This window comes from Kosakonia sp. 1610, assembly GCF_050435845.1.
Taxonomy (GTDB): domain Bacteria; phylum Pseudomonadota; class Gammaproteobacteria; order Enterobacterales; family Enterobacteriaceae; genus Kosakonia; species Kosakonia cowanii.
This window is the reverse complement of sequence record NZ_JBNDKZ010000002.1, coordinates 267,673-283,420: the sequence shown is the minus strand read 5'-3', so window position 1 is coordinate 283,420 and position 15,748 is coordinate 267,673. Positions and strand designations below refer to the sequence as shown.

At 55.0% G+C, this 15,748-nt stretch carries 17 protein-coding genes and 1 pseudogene; 11 read left to right on the top strand and 7 right to left on the bottom strand.

Features of this window, described 5'->3' with window-relative positions:
- Positions 1 to 71: 71 nt before the first annotated feature.
- The gene (locus ABIC80_RS09300; RefSeq protein ID WP_200134021.1) at positions 72 to 1,028 is read left to right on the top strand and encodes a hypothetical protein; all 957 of its coding nucleotides are present in this window, start codon (positions 72 to 74) and stop codon (positions 1,026 to 1,028) included.
- On the top strand, positions 1,021 to 1,305 hold the full coding sequence (locus ABIC80_RS09295) for a hypothetical protein (protein WP_305206392.1): 285 nt from the start codon (positions 1,021 to 1,023) through the stop codon (positions 1,303 to 1,305). Before ABIC80_RS09300 ends, ABIC80_RS09295 begins: the two co-directional genes overlap by 8 nt.
- Before the next feature lie 47 nt (positions 1,306 to 1,352).
- On the opposite strand, the gene ABIC80_RS09290 is transcribed toward ABIC80_RS09295, so the two are convergent.
- Entirely contained in the window at positions 1,353 to 1,718 is a 366-nt protein-coding gene (locus tag ABIC80_RS09290) for an SH3 domain-containing protein (RefSeq protein ID WP_429176741.1), read from the bottom strand.
- 183 nt (positions 1,719 to 1,901) lie between these two features.
- Between ABIC80_RS09290 and ABIC80_RS09285 the strand changes: the two genes are divergently transcribed.
- The 3 genes and pseudogenes from ABIC80_RS09285 to ABIC80_RS09275 form a co-directional block, all read left to right on the top strand.
- Positions 1,902 to 2,285 (top strand): biofilm formation regulator BssR, encoded by a 384-nt coding sequence (locus tag ABIC80_RS09285; RefSeq protein ID WP_042718451.1) that lies wholly within the window; start codon positions 1,902 to 1,904, stop codon positions 2,283 to 2,285.
- A 131-nt stretch (positions 2,286 to 2,416) separates the two neighbouring features.
- Complete coding sequence (locus tag ABIC80_RS09280) at positions 2,417 to 3,523, top strand: PQQ-dependent sugar dehydrogenase (RefSeq protein ID WP_429176739.1); 1,107 nt, start codon at positions 2,417 to 2,419, stop codon at positions 3,521 to 3,523.
- Positions 3,524 to 3,613: 90 nt separating this feature from the next.
- Positions 3,614 to 3,727: pseudogene (locus ABIC80_RS09275) on the top strand (PQQ-dependent sugar dehydrogenase); the annotation flags it as partial.
- Between the two features lie 152 nt (positions 3,728 to 3,879).
- Here the strand turns inward: ABIC80_RS09275 and ABIC80_RS09270 are convergent.
- Entirely contained in the window at positions 3,880 to 4,509 is a 630-nt protein-coding gene (locus tag ABIC80_RS09270; protein WP_429176736.1) for a glutathione S-transferase family protein, read from the bottom strand.
- 233 nt (positions 4,510 to 4,742) lie between these two features.
- Between ABIC80_RS09270 and dacC the strand changes: the two genes are divergently transcribed.
- On the top strand, positions 4,743 to 5,945 hold the full coding sequence (gene dacC / locus ABIC80_RS09265; RefSeq protein ID WP_023481806.1) for a serine-type D-Ala-D-Ala carboxypeptidase: 1,203 nt from the start codon (positions 4,743 to 4,745) through the stop codon (positions 5,943 to 5,945).
- Between the two features lie 28 nt (positions 5,946 to 5,973).
- Here dacC and deoR read toward each other — a convergent pair whose 3' ends face one another.
- Complete coding sequence (gene deoR, locus ABIC80_RS09260; protein WP_124968939.1) at positions 5,974 to 6,732, bottom strand: DNA-binding transcriptional repressor DeoR; 759 nt, start codon at positions 6,730 to 6,732, stop codon at positions 5,974 to 5,976.
- A 64-nt stretch (positions 6,733 to 6,796) separates the two neighbouring features.
- Positions 6,797 to 7,405, bottom strand: coding sequence for an undecaprenyl-diphosphate phosphatase (ybjG, locus tag ABIC80_RS09255; protein WP_312605336.1), 609 nt, complete (start codon positions 7,403 to 7,405; stop codon positions 6,797 to 6,799).
- Between the two features lie 252 nt (positions 7,406 to 7,657).
- Here ybjG and ABIC80_RS09250 point away from each other — a divergent pair, with 252 nt between their 5' ends.
- A complete protein-coding gene (locus ABIC80_RS09250) occupies positions 7,658 to 8,890 on the top strand; it encodes an MFS transporter (protein WP_054804045.1) in 1,233 nt (410 codons plus the stop codon).
- A gap of 30 nt (positions 8,891 to 8,920) precedes the next feature.
- Here the strand turns inward: ABIC80_RS09250 and ABIC80_RS09245 are convergent, their stop codons facing one another.
- Positions 8,921 to 10,123 carry an MFS transporter gene (locus tag ABIC80_RS09245; RefSeq protein ID WP_429176734.1) on the bottom strand — a complete coding sequence of 401 codons (1,203 nt, stop codon included), beginning with the start codon at positions 10,121 to 10,123 and terminating at the stop codon, positions 8,921 to 8,923.
- A 166-nt stretch (positions 10,124 to 10,289) separates the two neighbouring features.
- Between ABIC80_RS09245 and ABIC80_RS09240 the strand changes: the two genes are divergently transcribed.
- Positions 10,290 to 10,757: a hypothetical protein gene (locus ABIC80_RS09240; RefSeq protein WP_263752870.1), complete on the top strand. Its 468-nt coding sequence runs from the start codon at positions 10,290 to 10,292 to the stop codon at positions 10,755 to 10,757.
- A gap of 75 nt (positions 10,758 to 10,832) precedes the next feature.
- Positions 10,833 to 11,297, top strand: coding sequence for a hypothetical protein (locus ABIC80_RS09235; RefSeq protein ID WP_429176731.1), 465 nt, complete (start codon positions 10,833 to 10,835; stop codon positions 11,295 to 11,297).
- Positions 11,298 to 11,350: 53 nt separating this feature from the next.
- Here the strand turns inward: ABIC80_RS09235 and ABIC80_RS09230 are convergent, their stop codons facing one another.
- Complete coding sequence (locus ABIC80_RS09230) at positions 11,351 to 11,977, bottom strand: GIY-YIG nuclease family protein (RefSeq protein ID WP_429176728.1); 627 nt, start codon at positions 11,975 to 11,977, stop codon at positions 11,351 to 11,353.
- 589 nt (positions 11,978 to 12,566) lie between these two features.
- The gene (locus ABIC80_RS09225; protein WP_023481407.1) at positions 12,567 to 14,252 is read right to left on the bottom strand and encodes an aspartate:alanine antiporter; all 1,686 of its coding nucleotides are present in this window, start codon (positions 14,250 to 14,252) and stop codon (positions 12,567 to 12,569) included.
- Positions 14,253 to 14,532: 280 nt separating this feature from the next.
- On the opposite strand from ABIC80_RS09225, the gene ABIC80_RS09220 reads away from it, so the two are divergent.
- A complete protein-coding gene (locus tag ABIC80_RS09220) occupies positions 14,533 to 14,904 on the top strand; it encodes an inner membrane protein YbjM (RefSeq protein WP_094420370.1) in 372 nt (123 codons plus the stop codon).
- A gap of 84 nt (positions 14,905 to 14,988) precedes the next feature.
- Positions 14,989 to 15,711: an oxygen-insensitive NADPH nitroreductase gene (nfsA, locus tag ABIC80_RS09215; RefSeq protein WP_200579289.1), complete on the top strand. Its 723-nt coding sequence runs from the start codon at positions 14,989 to 14,991 to the stop codon at positions 15,709 to 15,711.
- The last annotated feature ends 37 nt before the right edge of the window (positions 15,712 to 15,748 follow it).

Sequence of the window (15,748 nt, the reverse complement as noted above, 5' to 3'; positions counted from 1 at the left end):
ACAGTTAACGTGAGGTGAGGGCAATTTTCTGATAGCACTGGAAAGTATTTTTAAATACGTGAGGGAATACGATGAATATTTCAACCATGAATATGGAAGAGAAGTTGCAATCTGTTGTTGTTCGGGCTGCTGCATTATTACCACATGAAATTGGTCAACAGCTACTTGCATTTATTACACCTGAAGCCTTGGCAGCAATGGCAGGGATCACCGTGGTATGGATTGGCGCGCATTTTTTTGGTGTCGGCGAGGCTGCAGATATTATCCTGTTACTCGTTGGTTGGGCTGCTGTTGGTGGCGTAGCGATAGAGGCAGCAAAAAAGCTTTTTGATTTTATTAATAAAACCTATCAAGCCCGGAGTGATAATGATCTGGAGAACGCTGCACATGATCTGGCTCAGGCCATAACGTTGATCGGCGTTAATACAGTCATGGCTCTGCTTCTTAGGAAGAAACCCTCTGATACTTTTCAAACGACGAAAGGCGGTGTAAAAGTTCCTCGTTACGGTAATACGATTGCCAGCAAAATGAATCTTCCCAGGAATGGATCCCCGGCGTGGCGATATAAACCCAAAATTACATTTACTAAACGACTAAATGTCAGTGAAGGCAGCACTAACATAGCGGGTGATATTAAGGTTGGTAGAGACGTATTCAGAAACGCAATGAGTGGTCAGGAAGCACGCGAAAGAATGCTGATGACTTTGTATCATGAACAGGTGCACCAATTTATCGCTCCAAAATTTTACCTCTTTCGTGAGTTCAGATCGTTCATGCGACAAAGCGGTTATCTGAAATCGTACCTTTTACGTTATCTTGAAGAGGCACTGGCTGAAACGGTAGCCTTGATGCGTGCAAGAGGACTGAGTAGCGAAACGATTATCAGCGGGCTCAAATATCCCATTGCCTACACTAATAATCAAATCACCTACACATTGATGAGGCATGAGGCGGCGGGCATTTTATTGGGGCCAGTGGTGGTCGGTGGCCTGGTTTATAACGTTTATTATGGATTGATCAATGATTAAGAAAGAGGCTGCGGTCGAAAAGGCAAAACGCTTTGCCTATTCGCGCGGCAGTACATGGGATGACAATAACTACGTCTGCGTGAAAGTTAACCTTCACCAACAGCCTTGCTGGAAGGTCAGCCATGAAAGTGGAAATGAAACGGATACGCCCTGGAATGAAAGGGTTTCGGGTACGCCGGTTGAGTATTACGTCAGCATGGTGACCGGGGAGGTTATTGGGATAATGATCGGTCGCGGGGATGTGATGTTGTTACCTCAAAAAGAGATCCCGCATTAATCCCTTACGGTTCTGCCATCACTACGCTCAACCCCCCTCGCGCAACTTCACGCAAGCGCGACGTGCTCCTGCGGTACCCAGCCGAGGTCGCCGTCCGCTTTTTCTGCCAGATACCAGCCGTTAAGGCGCTGATGAACCGTAAGTCGCTCACCGGTTTGCACGGTCAGTTCGTGTGCGCAGTAGGCCTGCTGGCAGATCCCCTCATGGGTGTTGACTGGCGTAAAGAGCTGCTGCGGTGCCCAGCCCGCTTTTCCCGACTCTAATGTCACCCAAATCCAGCCGCGCCATTGCAAATCGCAGTGGCCAATTTGTGCTCTTTCCCCCTTGCGGATAGTCAGCGGATCGGGATAGGCCGAGCAATAGTCACGGATCACTTTTACGGTAGTTTGCTGCGGGTAAGCGACTGCTTTCATTCTCCTTATCTCCTGGCGTCGCGAAGCGCTTTTTTAACAAGCGAAACGGCAGCCCAGCCCAGAGCTGGCGCGGCCTGTGTAAAAGATCGTCAAAAGGAGAATATTATTGACCAAACCCATGCCTTTGGTCAAAAAGCGGCCATACTATTAGTCTGCCCAATGGCTGACAAGGGAGGTAAAAGTATGACTGCTGATGAACTCGCTCGTCGTTTAGTTATGAAGTTGATGGCTGCCAGAACAGACCTTGCGGCCTATATCCAGATGCGCAAAGCGAAAGGGTATATGTCAGTCAACGAAAACGATCGTCTGCGAGAGATGTTTTTTGCCCTGGCGCTGGAGATCCGCGATAAAAGCGAAAGACTGCAAGAGATACAGGATCGCGATACGCGCAGCGCCATGTACAGTGCCGAAGAGGCGCTCTCTTCCGCCGCCGTTTCACTGATGAGCGGGCGAAGAGATTGCGCCAACTTTATCTCGGTGAATGTCGATAAGCTGGAGCGTTCGCTCAATATCCTTGATTACAGCATTCAATATCTGAATGAGCACTCTCCGCTTGCTGAAGCCTGAAGCGCTTCCATACCCTGACCATAAAGGGGAGCTCGCTCCCCTTTATGCTTAAGCTTTTGTAAAAGCAAACCCAGCCGCGAAATCGATGGCTAACCTTTATCCAGGCTTACCGCTTAATAAAGGAGTGCCGTATGCGCCATCTTCCCCTGTCATTACTTTTTCTCTCAACCTCTGTGCTCGCGGCCCCGGCTGCGGTCAACGTCGATGTCCTGCAAACAAAACTCGATCACCCCTGGGCGCTGGCCTTTTTACCCGATGATGGCGGAATGCTAATCACCCTGCGCGGCGGCGAACTGCGCCACTGGCAGGCGGGTAAAGGGCTTTCCGATCCGATAAGCGGCGTGCCGAAAGTGTGGGCGCAGGGTCAGGGGGGCTTGCTTGATGTGGCGCTGGCACCTGATTTTGCCTCATCAAGGCGCGTGTGGCTGAGCTATGCCGAAGCGGGGCAGGATGGTAAAGCGGGTACCGCCGTCGGCTTCGGTCGCCTGAGTGATGATGGTAAACAGCTTGAGCAGTTCCAGACCGTTTTCCGTCAGCAGCCAAAACTTTCGACCGGTAACCACTTTGGCGGCCGCATGGTGTTTGATGGCAAAGGTTATCTGTGGGTAGCGCTGGGTGAGAACAATCAGCGGCCGACGGCGCAGGAGCTCGATAAGCTACAGGGCAAGCTGGTGCGGCTGACGGATCAGGGCAAAGTGCCGGACGATAACCCATTTGCAGGCAAGCAGGGCGCGCGGCCGGAGATCTGGTCTTACGGCATCCGCAACCCGCAGGGTATGGCGATCAACCCGTGGAGCCAGGCGCTGTGGCTGAATGAGCACGGCCCGCGCGGCGGGGATGAGATTAACGTGCCTGAAAAGGGTAAAAATTATGGCTGGCCGATTGCCACCTGGGGGATTAACTACAGCGGGCTGAAGATCCCGGAAGCGAAAGGCGGCATTGTCGAGGGAACCGAACAGCCGATCTTCTACTGGAAGGAGTCGCCGGCGGTCAGCGGCATGGCTTTTTATAATGCGGACACCTTCAAGCAGTGGCAGAACAAGCTCTTTATCGGCGCGCTGAAGGATAAGGATGTCATTGTGATGAGCGTCGATGGCAACAAAGTGAGCGAAGATGGCCGCATTCTTGGCGATCGTAATCACCGTATTCGCGATGTGCGCGTCGGGCCGGATGGGTATTTGTACGTCTTAACCGACGAGAGCAACGGCGAATTGTGGAAGGTCAGCCCGGCATCGTAATCGCGGCGTGTTATTGCCGGATGGCGCGCAGTTATCCGGTGTAGGCCAGGTGCGATTTGTCTTGCCGGATGGCGCTGGCGCTTATCCGGCCTACGCGAGCGCAAGCATCGTATTCGCGACGTGCGCGTCGGCCCGGATGGGTATTTGTACGTCTTAACCGACGAGAGCAATGGCGAATTGTGGAAGGTGAGTCCGGCATCGTAATTGCGCCGGGTGAGTGCCGGATGGCGCGCAGTTATCCGGTACAGGCAGGTGCGGTTTGTCTTGCCGGATGGCGCTAACGCTTATCCGGCCTACAAAAGCATGGTGCATGCGTAGGCCGGATAAGGCGGAGCCGCCATCCGGCAATCAAGCCATCACGTTACCGGGATCATCACGTTATGGCGAAACGCCGGGCGCTCGCAGAGCTGCGCGTACCAGCGCTGCAAATGCGGGTGCGTGACCCAGCTCAGGCCAGGAATATTAAACAGGTTATAGATAAACGGTGCGACGGCGATATCGCCACAGCCAAACGCTTCGCCCGAAAGCCACGACGTATTGGCCAGCTCATTATCAAGCAGCTGTAACGCGCTATCGAGCGCCTCTTTTGACGACGCAATCACCGCCTGATCGCGCTTTTCTGGTGCCGTTCGTACCAGGTTCATCAGCAGTGGGCTATGTTTGGGGGCCAGCATACTCAGCGACCAGTCCATCCACTTATCACCCTGCGCCCGTGCGGCAGGCGACTCCAGCCACAGGCGGCTCTGACCATACTGCGCGACCAGGTAGCGAACAATGGTGTTCGATTCCCACAGCACGGCACCGGTTTCGTCGTCACGCAGCAGCGGTACCAGCCCGTTAGGGTTCATCGCCAGATATTCAGGATCGTGATTAACGCCAAACTCCCGGCCCGCCAGAATATGCTCATAGGGCAGCTCAAGTTCATCCAGCAGCCAGCGCACTTTTTTGACATTCGTCGAATTATTCCGTCCCCACAGCGTGATCATTTTTACCCCCGTGCAAAAGTGTGTTTCAGTGAATCTATCGTGGGCGAAACTTAACGTTCTGGCAACGACTTAGAAAAATAATGCACAACAGGCGCGCAACAGGCTGTTATTGCGTAAACTTTAAAAACTTTACCCAGTAGCGGTTTTTTTCGTTTCGTTTGTGCGTTATTACTCACCGTTTGTTACGGCACGGTGATGTGACGTTTTATTGAAAGGATACTCGGGTGGCTTATATGACGCAGTTCTCTCTATCCCTTCGCGGCCTGGCAGCAGGCTCCGCGTTGTTGTTTCTCTTCTCCCCGTCGTTATATGCAGTGGAACAGACGCCTGCCGCGCCACCGGTCGATGCCCGTGCGTGGATCCTGATGGATTACGCCAGCGGCAAAGTGCTGGCCGAGGGCAACGCCGATGAAAAACTCGACCCTGCCAGCCTGACCAAACTGATGACCAGCTATGTGGTCGGCCAGGCGCTGAAAGCGGGAAAAATTCACCTGACCGATACCGTCACCGTCGGCAAAGATGCCTGGGCGACGGGCAACCCGGCGCTGCGTGGCTCATCGCTGATGTTCCTGAAGCCGGGCGACCATGTATCGGTAGAGGACCTGAATAAAGGGGTCATTATTCAGTCCGGCAATGACGCCAGCATCGCCATTGCCGATTATGTTGCTGGCAGCCAGGACTCCTTCGTCAGCCTGATGAACAGCTATGCGCAAAAGCTCGGGCTGACCAATACCACGTTTAAAACCGTCCACGGGCTTGATGCGCCGGGGCAGTTCAGCACCGCGCGGGATATGGCGCTGCTCGGCAAAGCGCTGATCCACGACGTGCCAGACGAGTACGCGATCCATAAAGAGAAAGAGTTCACCTTCAATAAGATCCGCCAGCCAAACCGCAACCGGCTGCTGTGGAGCACCAGTATGAACGTGGACGGCATGAAAACCGGCACTACCGAAGGGGCTGGCTACAACCTCGTCGCCTCAGCAACGCAGGGCGACATGCGCCTAATCTCCGTGGTGCTGGGGGCAAAAACCGACCGCATCCGCTTTAACGAGTCAGAAAAATTGCTCACGTGGGGTTTCCGCTTTTTCGAAACGGTGACGCCGGTGAAACCTGACGCCACCTTTGTCAGCCAGCGCGTCTGGTTTGGCGACAGCAGCGAAGTGAAGCTCGGCGCGGGCGAGGCGGGATCGATCACCATTCCCAAAGGGCAGTTTAAAAACCTGAAAGCGAGCTTCACCCTCAACCAGCCGGAGCTTGAAGCGCCGCTGAAAAAGGGGCAGGTGGTGGGCACCATCAACTTCCAGCTCAATGATAAAACCATTGAGCAGCGCCCGCTGGTGGTGATGGAAGCGGTGAATGAAGCGGGCTTCGTTGGCCGGATATGGGATTTTGTCCTGCTGAAGTTCCACCAGTGGTTTGGTAGCTGGTTCTCGTAGCCGTGGTGACCGTGCCCGGCGGGCGCGGTCAGTAGAGAAGGGTGATCTGCTCTTTTTTCGCCGCGCTGACCAGACCATCATCCGGCCGGCGGTCGCTGACAATCACGTCGAAACGGTTTAACGCGCCCATGCAGGCCGGGCGCACTTTGCCAAATTTACTGTGATCGACCACCAGCACATGACGCTGCGCGCTGTTCATCGCCCAGTGTTTTACCGGCAGCTCTTCAAGGTTAAAGCAGGTCGCGCCCTGTTCCGTGTGCACGCCCGCCGCCGAGTAGAAAGCGATGTCCGGGCGCAGGTTGCTCAGGGTTTCATTGAAGTTCAGCGGCTTGAAAATGGCGTTGCTGGCGTGAAATTCGCCACCGCTGAGAATGGCGCGGCACAACGGTTTCTCCTGCAGCGCCAGAAAGGTGTTCAGCGAGTAGCAGACGGCGGTGAAGGGCAGATCCTGAGGCAGCGCATCAATAATCCACGGCGTGGTGGTGCCGCAGTCAAAAAAGGCCATCTGGTGCGGTTGCAGCAGGGCAGCGGCGAGCTTTGCGGCACGGCGCTTCTCCTCGACGAGGCGGTTTTTCTGATCGCTCAACAGATAGTGGCTGGCGGAGCGCGGTTCGAGCACAATATAGCCCCCGAGCAGCACTACCGGAGCGCTGTTGGCACTGAGATCGCGACGAATGGTCATTTCAGAAACGCCCAGCAGGCTGGCTGCCTCTTTCAGATGCAGCTTATCGCTGCGCTTGAGCGCTGCCAGCAGCTGGTTGATCCGCTCGTCACGTCTTGTTTCCATAATTCACCCGAATAAAAGAAAGCCCCGCATAAGCGGGGCCTTTATCTTACCTGCGCCCTGGCGCTTAGTCACGCACCCAGCCGCGACGGATCGGCAAGGCAAAACAGAGGCGATAGATCTGCTGCGCGGTGTGATAAATTTTCTCGCCGAAGGCCTGCCACAGAATTTGTGCGCTCAGGCAGCCGCAGATGCCGACCAGCAAGCCGCCGAGCATATCCAGCGGCCAGTGGACGCCAAGATAAACGCGTGACCAGGCGATGGCGAACGCCGTCACCATCAGGGCTGCGCCGGACCAGAAACGGTGCCAGGCAAGAAACGCGACGGCAAAGGTGAAGATCACCGTTCCGTGATCGCTCGGGAAGGAGTCATCCGCCGCGTGTGGCAGGAAGTTATAACCAACATGATCGACAAAAGGCCTGTCGTGGGGAAAGGTATGGCCTAAAATCCATGAGAGCGAGAGGCTGACCACGATCGCCAGCGCCACTTTGATCACCAGCTGACGCTGGGCGCTGACCTGGCTGCGCGGCCCCCATAGCCAGAGACCAACCGCCAGCAGCGGCACGATATTGATCAGATCTTTGGCAATAAAGTGGGCGACGGTCAGGAGCCAGGCTGGCGAGTCGGGCGTGGCGTTAATCCAGTAGAACAGGGTGTGATTCAGGCTCTCTAACATAGACAGATTACTCTTTGATGACAGTCCGGATTGATCAAAGCGCTCACCATAAAAGTGGTGCGGCACAGGGTAAAGGGGTTTTGTCTTACTCCGCAGAGAGTTAGACGATTCCTGGTCTCAGAGTACGCCCTGTCACTTAAGCAAACCTTAAACGAGTGAATAAGTGCTTTATCTGTTTTTACGGGAGAATTCACTACCGTCGCGCGGTGGCATTGATTACACTCTGCGCGATTTTTCAAAGGAAGAGATTGCATGCAAAACCATACCCTTTCCGGCCAACGTCTGGGACGACGGGCGCTGTTATTCCCCCTCTGTCTGGTGCTTTACGAATTCTCCACCTATATCGGCAACGATATGATTCAGCCCGGTATGTTAACGGTGGTCGAGCAATATAACGCGGGCATTGAGTGGGTTCCGACCTCGATGACCGCCTACCTGGCGGGCGGCATGTTCTTACAGTGGCTGTTAGGGCCGCTCTCCGACCGCATCGGCCGTCGCCCGGTGATGCTTACCGGCGTGGTGTGGTTTATTGTCACCTGCCTTGCGACGCTGCTGGCGCAGAATATTGAGCAGTTCACGCTGCTGCGCTTTTTACAGGGTATTAGCCTCTGCTTTATTGGCGCCGTGGGGTACGCGGCGATTCAGGAGTCGTTTGAGGAGGCGGTCTGTATCAAGATCACCGCCCTGATGGCGAACGTCGCGCTGATTGCGCCATTGCTTGGCCCGCTGGTAGGTGCGGCCTGGGTGCATGCCGCGCCGTGGGAGGGGATGTTCGTCCTCTTTGCGCTGCTGGCGGCCTTCTCTTTCTTCGGGCTTCAGCGAGCGATGCCGGAGACTGCCACACGACTTGGCGAGAAGCTCTCGTTTAAATCCCTGTGGCGTGATTACGCCGAGGTGCTGAAAAACGTGCGCTTTGTCGCGGGCGCGCTGGCTATCGGCTTTGTCAGCCTGCCGCTGCTGGCGTGGATTGCCCAGTCGCCGATTATTATCATCAGCGGCGAGCAGCTCAGCAGCTATGAGTACGGCCTGTTGCAGGTGCCGATTTTCGGCGCGCTGATTGTGGGCAACCTGGTGCTGGCGCGGCTGACTTCGCGGCGCACCGTGCGCGCGCTGATCATTCTTGGCGGCTGGCCGATCGTTGCTGGCCTGCTGCTGGCAGCGGTTGCCACATTTGCCTCTTCCCACGCCTATTTGTGGATGACGGCCGGGTTAAGCGTTTACGCCTTCGGGATTGGCCTTGCCAACGCCGGGCTGGTGCGCCTGACGCTGTTCGCCAGCGAGATGAGCAAGGGCACGGTGTCAGCGGCGATGGGCATGTTGCAGATGTTTATCTTCACCGTCGGTATTGAGGTGAGTAAACATGCCTGGCTGATCGGCGGTAACGGGTTGTTCAGCCTGTTCAACCTGCTGAACGGTATTATCTGGCTGGGGCTGATGGTGGTGTTTTTGCGCGATAAGCGCATGGGGAATTCGCTGGAAGGATAAGGCGGCAGCCCGCAGGCCGCCGCCGCATTATTAACCGAGTTCCGCCTGGGCTTGTGGTTCCGGTTTTGCCACCGCGCGCGCCACCAGCGCGGCAATTAGCACCAGGCCAAGCACCACCAGCATCGCGCTGCGCAATCCGTAGTGCTCGCCGAGGAAGCCGAGCAGCGGCGGGCCAACGAGGAAAGCAAGGTAACCCGTTGTTGCCACCACGCTGACGCGCGTCGCGGCATCCGGCCCGGTATCGCTGGCCGCCGAGATGGTCAGCGGGAAGCCGAGCGATGCGCCTAATCCCCACAAAATGACCGAGAAGCCCGCCACCCAGGCGCTGTCGACAAAAATAATCAGGCCGATGCCCAGTGCGCCCATTATCGCGCTGGCGCGCACCACGGCGACGCGGCTGTAGCGGTCGATAAACCAGCCGCCGCAGAAGCGCCCGGTGGTCATGCCGAGCGTAAAACCGGTGTAGATCAGCGAGCCGGAAGTAGGGCTGAAGCCGTGACCATCCACCATCAGCAGCGGTAGCCAGTCGTTAGCCGAGCCTTCAGCGAACGCCATCGCCAGCACCACTACGCCAATTAACAGCAGTTGCGTATCGCGCCAGAAGGGCATCCCTTTTTGACGGTTCGCGTGCTCTTCGGCGCTGTTTTGCCCGGTCCCCTCCGGCACGGCGGAGATCGCCAGAATAATCGGCACAATCGCCACCAGCGCCGCCAGCAGAATGTGCAGATTCGCGCTGATGCCAAGGGCAGTTAACGACATCCCGACGCCTGCGCCAACCAGCGTGCCAAGGCTGTAAAAGCCGTGCATCATCGGCAGCACGGTTTTGTTCATCTCCTGCTCAACCACCGCGCCTTCAATATTCATCGCCACTTCGCCCGCGCCCAGGCTGCCGCCGAAGCAAGCCAGACCAACGGCAAAGAGCAGCGGCGAGGCGAACCACAGGGCGATACTTAAAATCACCATCCCGAGCACCGAGAAGGACATGCTGGCGCGGATCACTTTGCGCGCCCCGAAGCGCTTCACCAGCCATGCCGATGAGAGAATGCCGCTCATCGACCCGACCGACAGACCAAACAGCACCGCGCCCATTTCAGCCGTCGAGACCGAGAGCACATCGCGGATCGCCGGCGTGCGTGACGCCCATGAGGCCATTAATAATCCGGGGAGAAAGAAGAAGGTGAACAGCGCCCATAAGCGATGGCGCAGGGCTTTTCGGGTGGCGTTTTCAGTCATAGATTCACATCAAAAAAAGTAAGGTGAAGTAACACTAGCATTTTTTGCGTGGTTACGGTGGCAGGAGGTGAATAACAGCCATGAGGTTACTCAATATAATTAAGAAAATGCATACGGTTACGTTAATGATACATTGGTGTAATAGCTTATTGAGGGAGCATTAGACGTGAAATTTATCATGCAGACCGCAGCGGCATTGTTGCTGGCCAGCAATGTGAGTTATGCGCAATCCACTACCACCGACAGTTTTACCTATGAAGCGCACGCCCTGGCGTTGCAGAACGAGGGTGAAAAGTGCCAGTTAAGCGTCACCTCACCCGATGGGGCGATAAAGCGTTACGGGCTTGACCTCCATTCGCCATGCTACTTCCTGTACGGCGCGGGAACGCAACCTAAACATTTCGCCTATCCGCGAGACGGTATTAAGGCGCTGTTTATCATTCTCGGCAATCCGCTTACGGCGGATGAGCAGAAGATCTGGCGAGTTAAAGACCCATCAACCTGCGGCACAAAAGGCTTCGGGCTCTACTTTGATGGTCAACGCTTCAGTCTAAGCCGAACCTCACACGAGGGAATGTTGCTATGCCGTGACAGAGGGGTAGACGAAAAAGTTTTTAACACGCTGCGCGATTGATGGCAGGATACCCGCTTCCCGGGCCGCTACGGCCCTTTTTTATGACTTAAGCAACGTGATGCAGGCAGGGAAGGGATGATTATCAACACAATCATGTGGTTAGCGTCGACGGCAGCGCTTTTTGCGTGGGTATTCAACGTTACCCTCAAAAACACCTTTAAAACGAATGCGAAATACTTCGGGATATTCATAGTGGTGCATCTGGCGCTGAATATCGGCGCGATGGTGCTGAGCAAACAGGGGGTTGTGCTGGTTAAACACCACTCCAGCGCGATGACGGTCACAGCCATGACGATCCTGCTAAAAAGCTATATGGTGCTGATGGCGATTATGGCCCTGAGCTTTTTTATCGCACTCGCGGGCAAAGGTGCAGAGAAAATGACGCAGTTTCACACCACCCATAATGCAGCCAATCTGCACCGTAACCCGCTTAAGTTTTACCTGCGCAACCAGTCAGGGATTGTTAACGTCTACCGAGGCTTCTTCCTGATCGCTGGGGTTTATATGCTGTGGGCGATGTGGTTTAGGATGGATTTTTAAAGTTTAGGCGGCAATTAAGGGTTAGCGCCGACTTTTGCCGCCATTGAGTATTGTTAGCAGATACCTTTATTGCTGGCTTCCATCTCTACAATTCGACGCCTGCTAAATCCTGCTTCGTCTGCGATCTCCATGATTTTGGCCTCTGCCATGGCTTTGCTACGCATTGCCGACAGTATTGGCTTAAAAGCATGGTTGTTATCCTGAATATTTAACGGTAGAGGAATGTTGGCAATTAAAATTCCTTCCAGTAGCCATGGTTCCTCGTCTGCTATCCAGGAAACTTTTGCATTGTGTTCCATCCACCGATCGAGCCATTGCTCACCTGAATGGGTAAATGTCGTTCTGGTTCCGGAGCCAACCCGGCGAAGGGGATAATTGCTTTCCGTCGCAAGTAATACACCGAGCGTTCGTCTGAGCGTAGAGCCCTCGGCATTACCACTGTAATGAGTTCTGATGCGTGTTTTAAGATTGGCCCGGCTGTTCGGTTTGCCCTTTTTATCAGGCGAAATACCAACATAGAGCAGGGTATAACCATCCTGAGTGATGCAACCTTCAGTCGGAACGCCGGGTGGGATTTCTTTGAACCACCAGAAATAGACACCGTTGATGGCTGGGACTGGTGTAGGTCGGCTCATGACCTCTGCTCTGCTAAATGTCTTCTCAGGATAAAAATCAAACACTGATATTCTCCACGCTGATTGATTCCGGTCATTCTATGGGATCATCATATGGAAATGCTTGATTTACTGAGGGGGAGGTATGAGTTTAAAAGTGACGACCCAGCACGTAGATACATGGAAGAAACGCATTCAGCGGGACGGTTTGAGAGGCTCAACATACTTTTGCCAACAGGGTGGAGCCGTATGGGTTTCCGCTTCAGCCGATCATCAGGCTATCTGTCAGAAAGTTTTAGGAAGGGAGTCCGGAACAAGTTCTTTGCCATATTATTGGCGCTGGGATGATGTTAGCGCAGTTGATTTGGTTGAAGTGCTATACGCGATCGAAATCGCATAGCGCAATGACTTACGGCGTTATAGCAAAACCTCAGCCGCCACTTTGTCGCTGTGCATATATGAGTAGTCATGTAAGCGTTTGATTTAATGTGGCAGTAAAGTTCAGGCAACAAAAAACCCATCAACCTTGAACCTAAGCGGCGGGGTTGATGGGCTCCACAATCGGGGGACATCAAAGAAAAGCAGTGGCACTAGTTATGACTGACACCCCACAAAAAAGTTCTGCGTATAAGCGAAATATTTCTTAGCTTCGGAGTTATCCGAGTCCTGGCCAGATAATGATGATCAATGTCCCGGCGAGGGTAAGCAGCACGTTGGCGATGGCGTAGGTGCCAGCATAGCCCAGCGCGGGGATGTTGCTGCGCGCGGTATCGCTGATGATCTCCATTGCCGGTGCGCAGGTGCGTGCGCCCATCATCGCGCCGAAGAGCAGGGCGCGGTTCATTTTCAGCACGTAGGCACCAAACAGGAAGCAGATCAGCACTGGTACGAGGCTGACAAGCAAGCCGGCGATCAGCATCTGTCCGCCGACAACGCCAAGGCCGTTGCCGATGCCGCTCCCGGCGCTTAAACCGACCCCGGCCATAAACACCATCAGGCCGAACTCTTTTACCATCATCAGCGCGCCCTGCGGAATATAACCAAACGTCGGGTGGTTCGCGCGCAGGAAGCCGAGCATGATGCCAGCGAAGAGCAGACCGGCGGCGTTACCGACGCCGAAGCTGAAGGAGCTGAACTGGAAGGTGATCATGCCGATCATCAGGCCGACGATAAAGAAGGCGCAGAAGGCGAGCAGGTCGGTCACCTGGCTGTGAATGGAGATAAAGCCGATGCGGTCAGCGATGGTTTTCACGCGCCGCGCATCGCCGCTCACCTGCAACACGTCCCCTTTGTTGAGCACGATATTGTCGTCGATCGGCATCTCAATCTGGCTGCGGATCACGCGGTTAAGGAAGCAGCCGTGATCGGTCAGCTTCAGCTGCGCCAGGCGGCGGCCGACCACATTGTGGTTTTTCACCACCACCTCTTCGGTGACGATGCGCATATCCAGCAGGTCGCGGTCGAACACCTCTTTACCGTTACGGAAACTTGGGTCGAGGCGCGCATGGGCGTCCGGGTAGCCGACCAGCGAGATCTCATCGCCCATCTGCAATACCGCGTCCCCGTCCGGGTTGGCGAGAATACCGTTGCGGCGAATACGCTCGATATAGCAGCCGGTCTGGCGATAGATCCCCAGCTCGCGCAGATTTTTGCCATCTGCCCAGGCCACCAGCTCCGGCCCGACGCGATAGGCGCGGATCACCGGCAGGTAGACTTTGCGGTGAGCATCGGTATCCAGCCCGCGCTCGCGGGCGATCTGCTGGGCGCTGGTCTGTAAATCCTGGTGCTGTAACTTCGGCAAGTAGCGCGCGCCAAAGATCAGGCTCACCAGACCAATCAGATACGTTAAGGCGTAGCCGAGGCTGAGGTTGTCCAGCGCGCTGGCAAGCTGGCTGCTCTCCATGCCCGAGTGGCGCAGCGTATCGCCCGCGCCAACCAGAACCGGCGTCGAGGTCATCGAGCCGGCGAGCATCCCGGCGGTTAAGCCGATATCCCAGCCGAAGAGTTTGCCGAGACCGAGCGCAATCAACAGCGCGCTACCGACTAATACCAGCGCCAGCATCAGGTAATTCTTACCGTCGCGGAAAAAAATTGAGAAAAAGTTAGGTCCGGCTTCGACGCCAACGCAGAAAATAAACAGCATAAAGCCGAGGTTCAGGGCATCGGTGTTAATGCTGAAATGTTGCTGGCCTAATAATAAAGAAACGACTAAAACGCCAATAGAATTACCCAGTTGGATAGATCCAAGTCGTAATTTTCCAAGGCAAAGCCCAAGCGCCAGAACCACAAACAATAACAGTATGTAATTCCCATTTAACAAATCTGCGACGTTTATATTCACGGAGTCTAACTTCTTGTTTACTTGTAAGCTGTTGATAGAAATGGTGATTTGAGCTAGTGTTTTGCCTATGCGCTGGCGGATAAATTAAAGCCGTGCAACACCAGACACCCCGCACAAAACATAAACTGGCCGTTAGTTTAATCTCATTGCATAACAACGGCTAGTGACAATCGTCTGTTTGCACGGGTGCCATTCAGGCAATAATTGCCGCAACGCTTTATCCGTCCGACATTCTTTAAAACGGTGTAAACGTCGATAGAGAAAAAGTCAGGAGGCGTGTTTGAAGAACAGGCGTAGTTGGTTCGGCGTTATCTGCTGTGGTCTCCTTTTTATCGCAATTTGTCTCTCTCTGGTGATGAATATGCAGGGCAAACTGCCCGCGCCTGGCGATCCGGCGACCGGTTTGCTGCTCTTTACCCTGCCAGGCATCCTGGGCGGTCTGGTCTCCCGCCGACGCCGTGCCATCGTGCCGCTGGTGGGCGCGCTGCTCGCCGCACCCCTTTGTTATATTTTGATTCATATTTTATTCACCCCGGTACGCACCTTCTGGCAGGAGGTGGCCTGGCTCTTTAGCGCCATGTTCTGGTGCGCTCTCGGCGGCCTTGGCTGCGACTTCGTTTACCGGATTGCGCGCGCGCGGCGGCGCGTCTGACAGGTTGTTCGCAACTTCCGCTTACAACGAGCGCAGCGGCTTAGCCTATACTGAACGACTTGTTTAACTGGGGGATTATTCAACATGACACCTACTATTGAATTGCTGTGCGCCCATCGTTCCATTCGCCACTTTACCGATGAGCCTATTACGGACGCACAGCGCGAGGCGATTATCGCCAGCGCTCAGGCGGCATCGACCTCCAGCTTTTTGCAGTGCAGCTCCATTATCCGCATCACCGATCCGGCCATGCGCGAGCAACTGGTGACGTTAGCAGGCGGACAACCGCATATCGCACAGGCGGCCGAGTTCTGGATCTTCTGCGCCGATTTCCACCGCAACTTTGAGATCTGCCCGGAAGCAAAACCGGGTCTCGCGGAGCAACTACTGCTCGGCGTGGTCGATACGGCAATCATGGGGCAAAACGCCTTTACCGCCGCGGAGTCGCTGGGGCTGGGCGGCGTCTACATCGGCGGCATCCGTAACAATATCGAAGCGGTCGGCGAACTGCTGCGTATTCCGAAGCAGGTGCTGCCGCTGTTTGGTCTCTGCCTCGGCTGGCCTGCCGATAACCCGGATATCAAACCGCGTATGCCGGCTGCCATGCTGGTACATGAAAACCACTACCAGCCGCTCGATGAAAAGAAACTGGCGGAGTATGACGCGGAGCTGGAGCACTACTATATGACGCGCGACAGCAATAAGCGCCGCGATAACTGGAGCGATCATATCCGTCGCACCATCATTAAAGAGAGCCGTCCGTTTATTCTCGACTATTTGCATAAACAGGGCTGGGCAACGCGCTAATACCCGTTCATCCTGCCCCGTGCTGCGTGTATCATAC

What these genes read in the sequence shown, in the direction of transcription:
- ABIC80_RS09235 (WP_429176731.1), top strand. Translation starts at nt 10,833, where the DNA reads ATGATTATCAACACAATCATGTGGTTAGCGTCGACGGCAGCGCTTTTT.
- ybjG (WP_312605336.1), bottom strand. Translation starts at nt 7,405, where the DNA reads ATGTTAGAGAGCCTGAATCACACCCTGTTCTACTGGATTAACGCCACG.
- ABIC80_RS09285 (WP_042718451.1), top strand. Translation starts at nt 1,902, where the DNA reads ATGACTGCTGATGAACTCGCTCGTCGTTTAGTTATGAAGTTGATGGCT.
- ABIC80_RS09270 (WP_429176736.1), bottom strand. Translation starts at nt 4,509, where the DNA reads ATGATCACGCTGTGGGGACGGAATAATTCGACGAATGTCAAAAAAGTG.
- ABIC80_RS09300 (WP_200134021.1), top strand. Translation starts at nt 72, where the DNA reads ATGAATATTTCAACCATGAATATGGAAGAGAAGTTGCAATCTGTTGTT.
- ABIC80_RS09295 (WP_305206392.1), top strand. Translation starts at nt 1,021, where the DNA reads ATGATTAAGAAAGAGGCTGCGGTCGAAAAGGCAAAACGCTTTGCCTAT.
- nfsA (WP_200579289.1), top strand. Translation starts at nt 14,989, where the DNA reads ATGACACCTACTATTGAATTGCTGTGCGCCCATCGTTCCATTCGCCAC.
- deoR (WP_124968939.1), bottom strand. Translation starts at nt 6,732, where the DNA reads ATGGAAACAAGACGTGACGAGCGGATCAACCAGCTGCTGGCAGCGCTC.
- ABIC80_RS09280 (WP_429176739.1), top strand. Translation starts at nt 2,417, where the DNA reads ATGCGCCATCTTCCCCTGTCATTACTTTTTCTCTCAACCTCTGTGCTC.
- ABIC80_RS09250 (WP_054804045.1), top strand. Translation starts at nt 7,658, where the DNA reads ATGCAAAACCATACCCTTTCCGGCCAACGTCTGGGACGACGGGCGCTG.
- dacC (WP_023481806.1), top strand. Translation starts at nt 4,743, where the DNA reads ATGACGCAGTTCTCTCTATCCCTTCGCGGCCTGGCAGCAGGCTCCGCG.
- ABIC80_RS09290 (WP_429176741.1), bottom strand. Translation starts at nt 1,718, where the DNA reads ATGAAAGCAGTCGCTTACCCGCAGCAAACTACCGTAAAAGTGATCCGT.
- ABIC80_RS09245 (WP_429176734.1), bottom strand. Translation starts at nt 10,123, where the DNA reads ATGACTGAAAACGCCACCCGAAAAGCCCTGCGCCATCGCTTATGGGCG.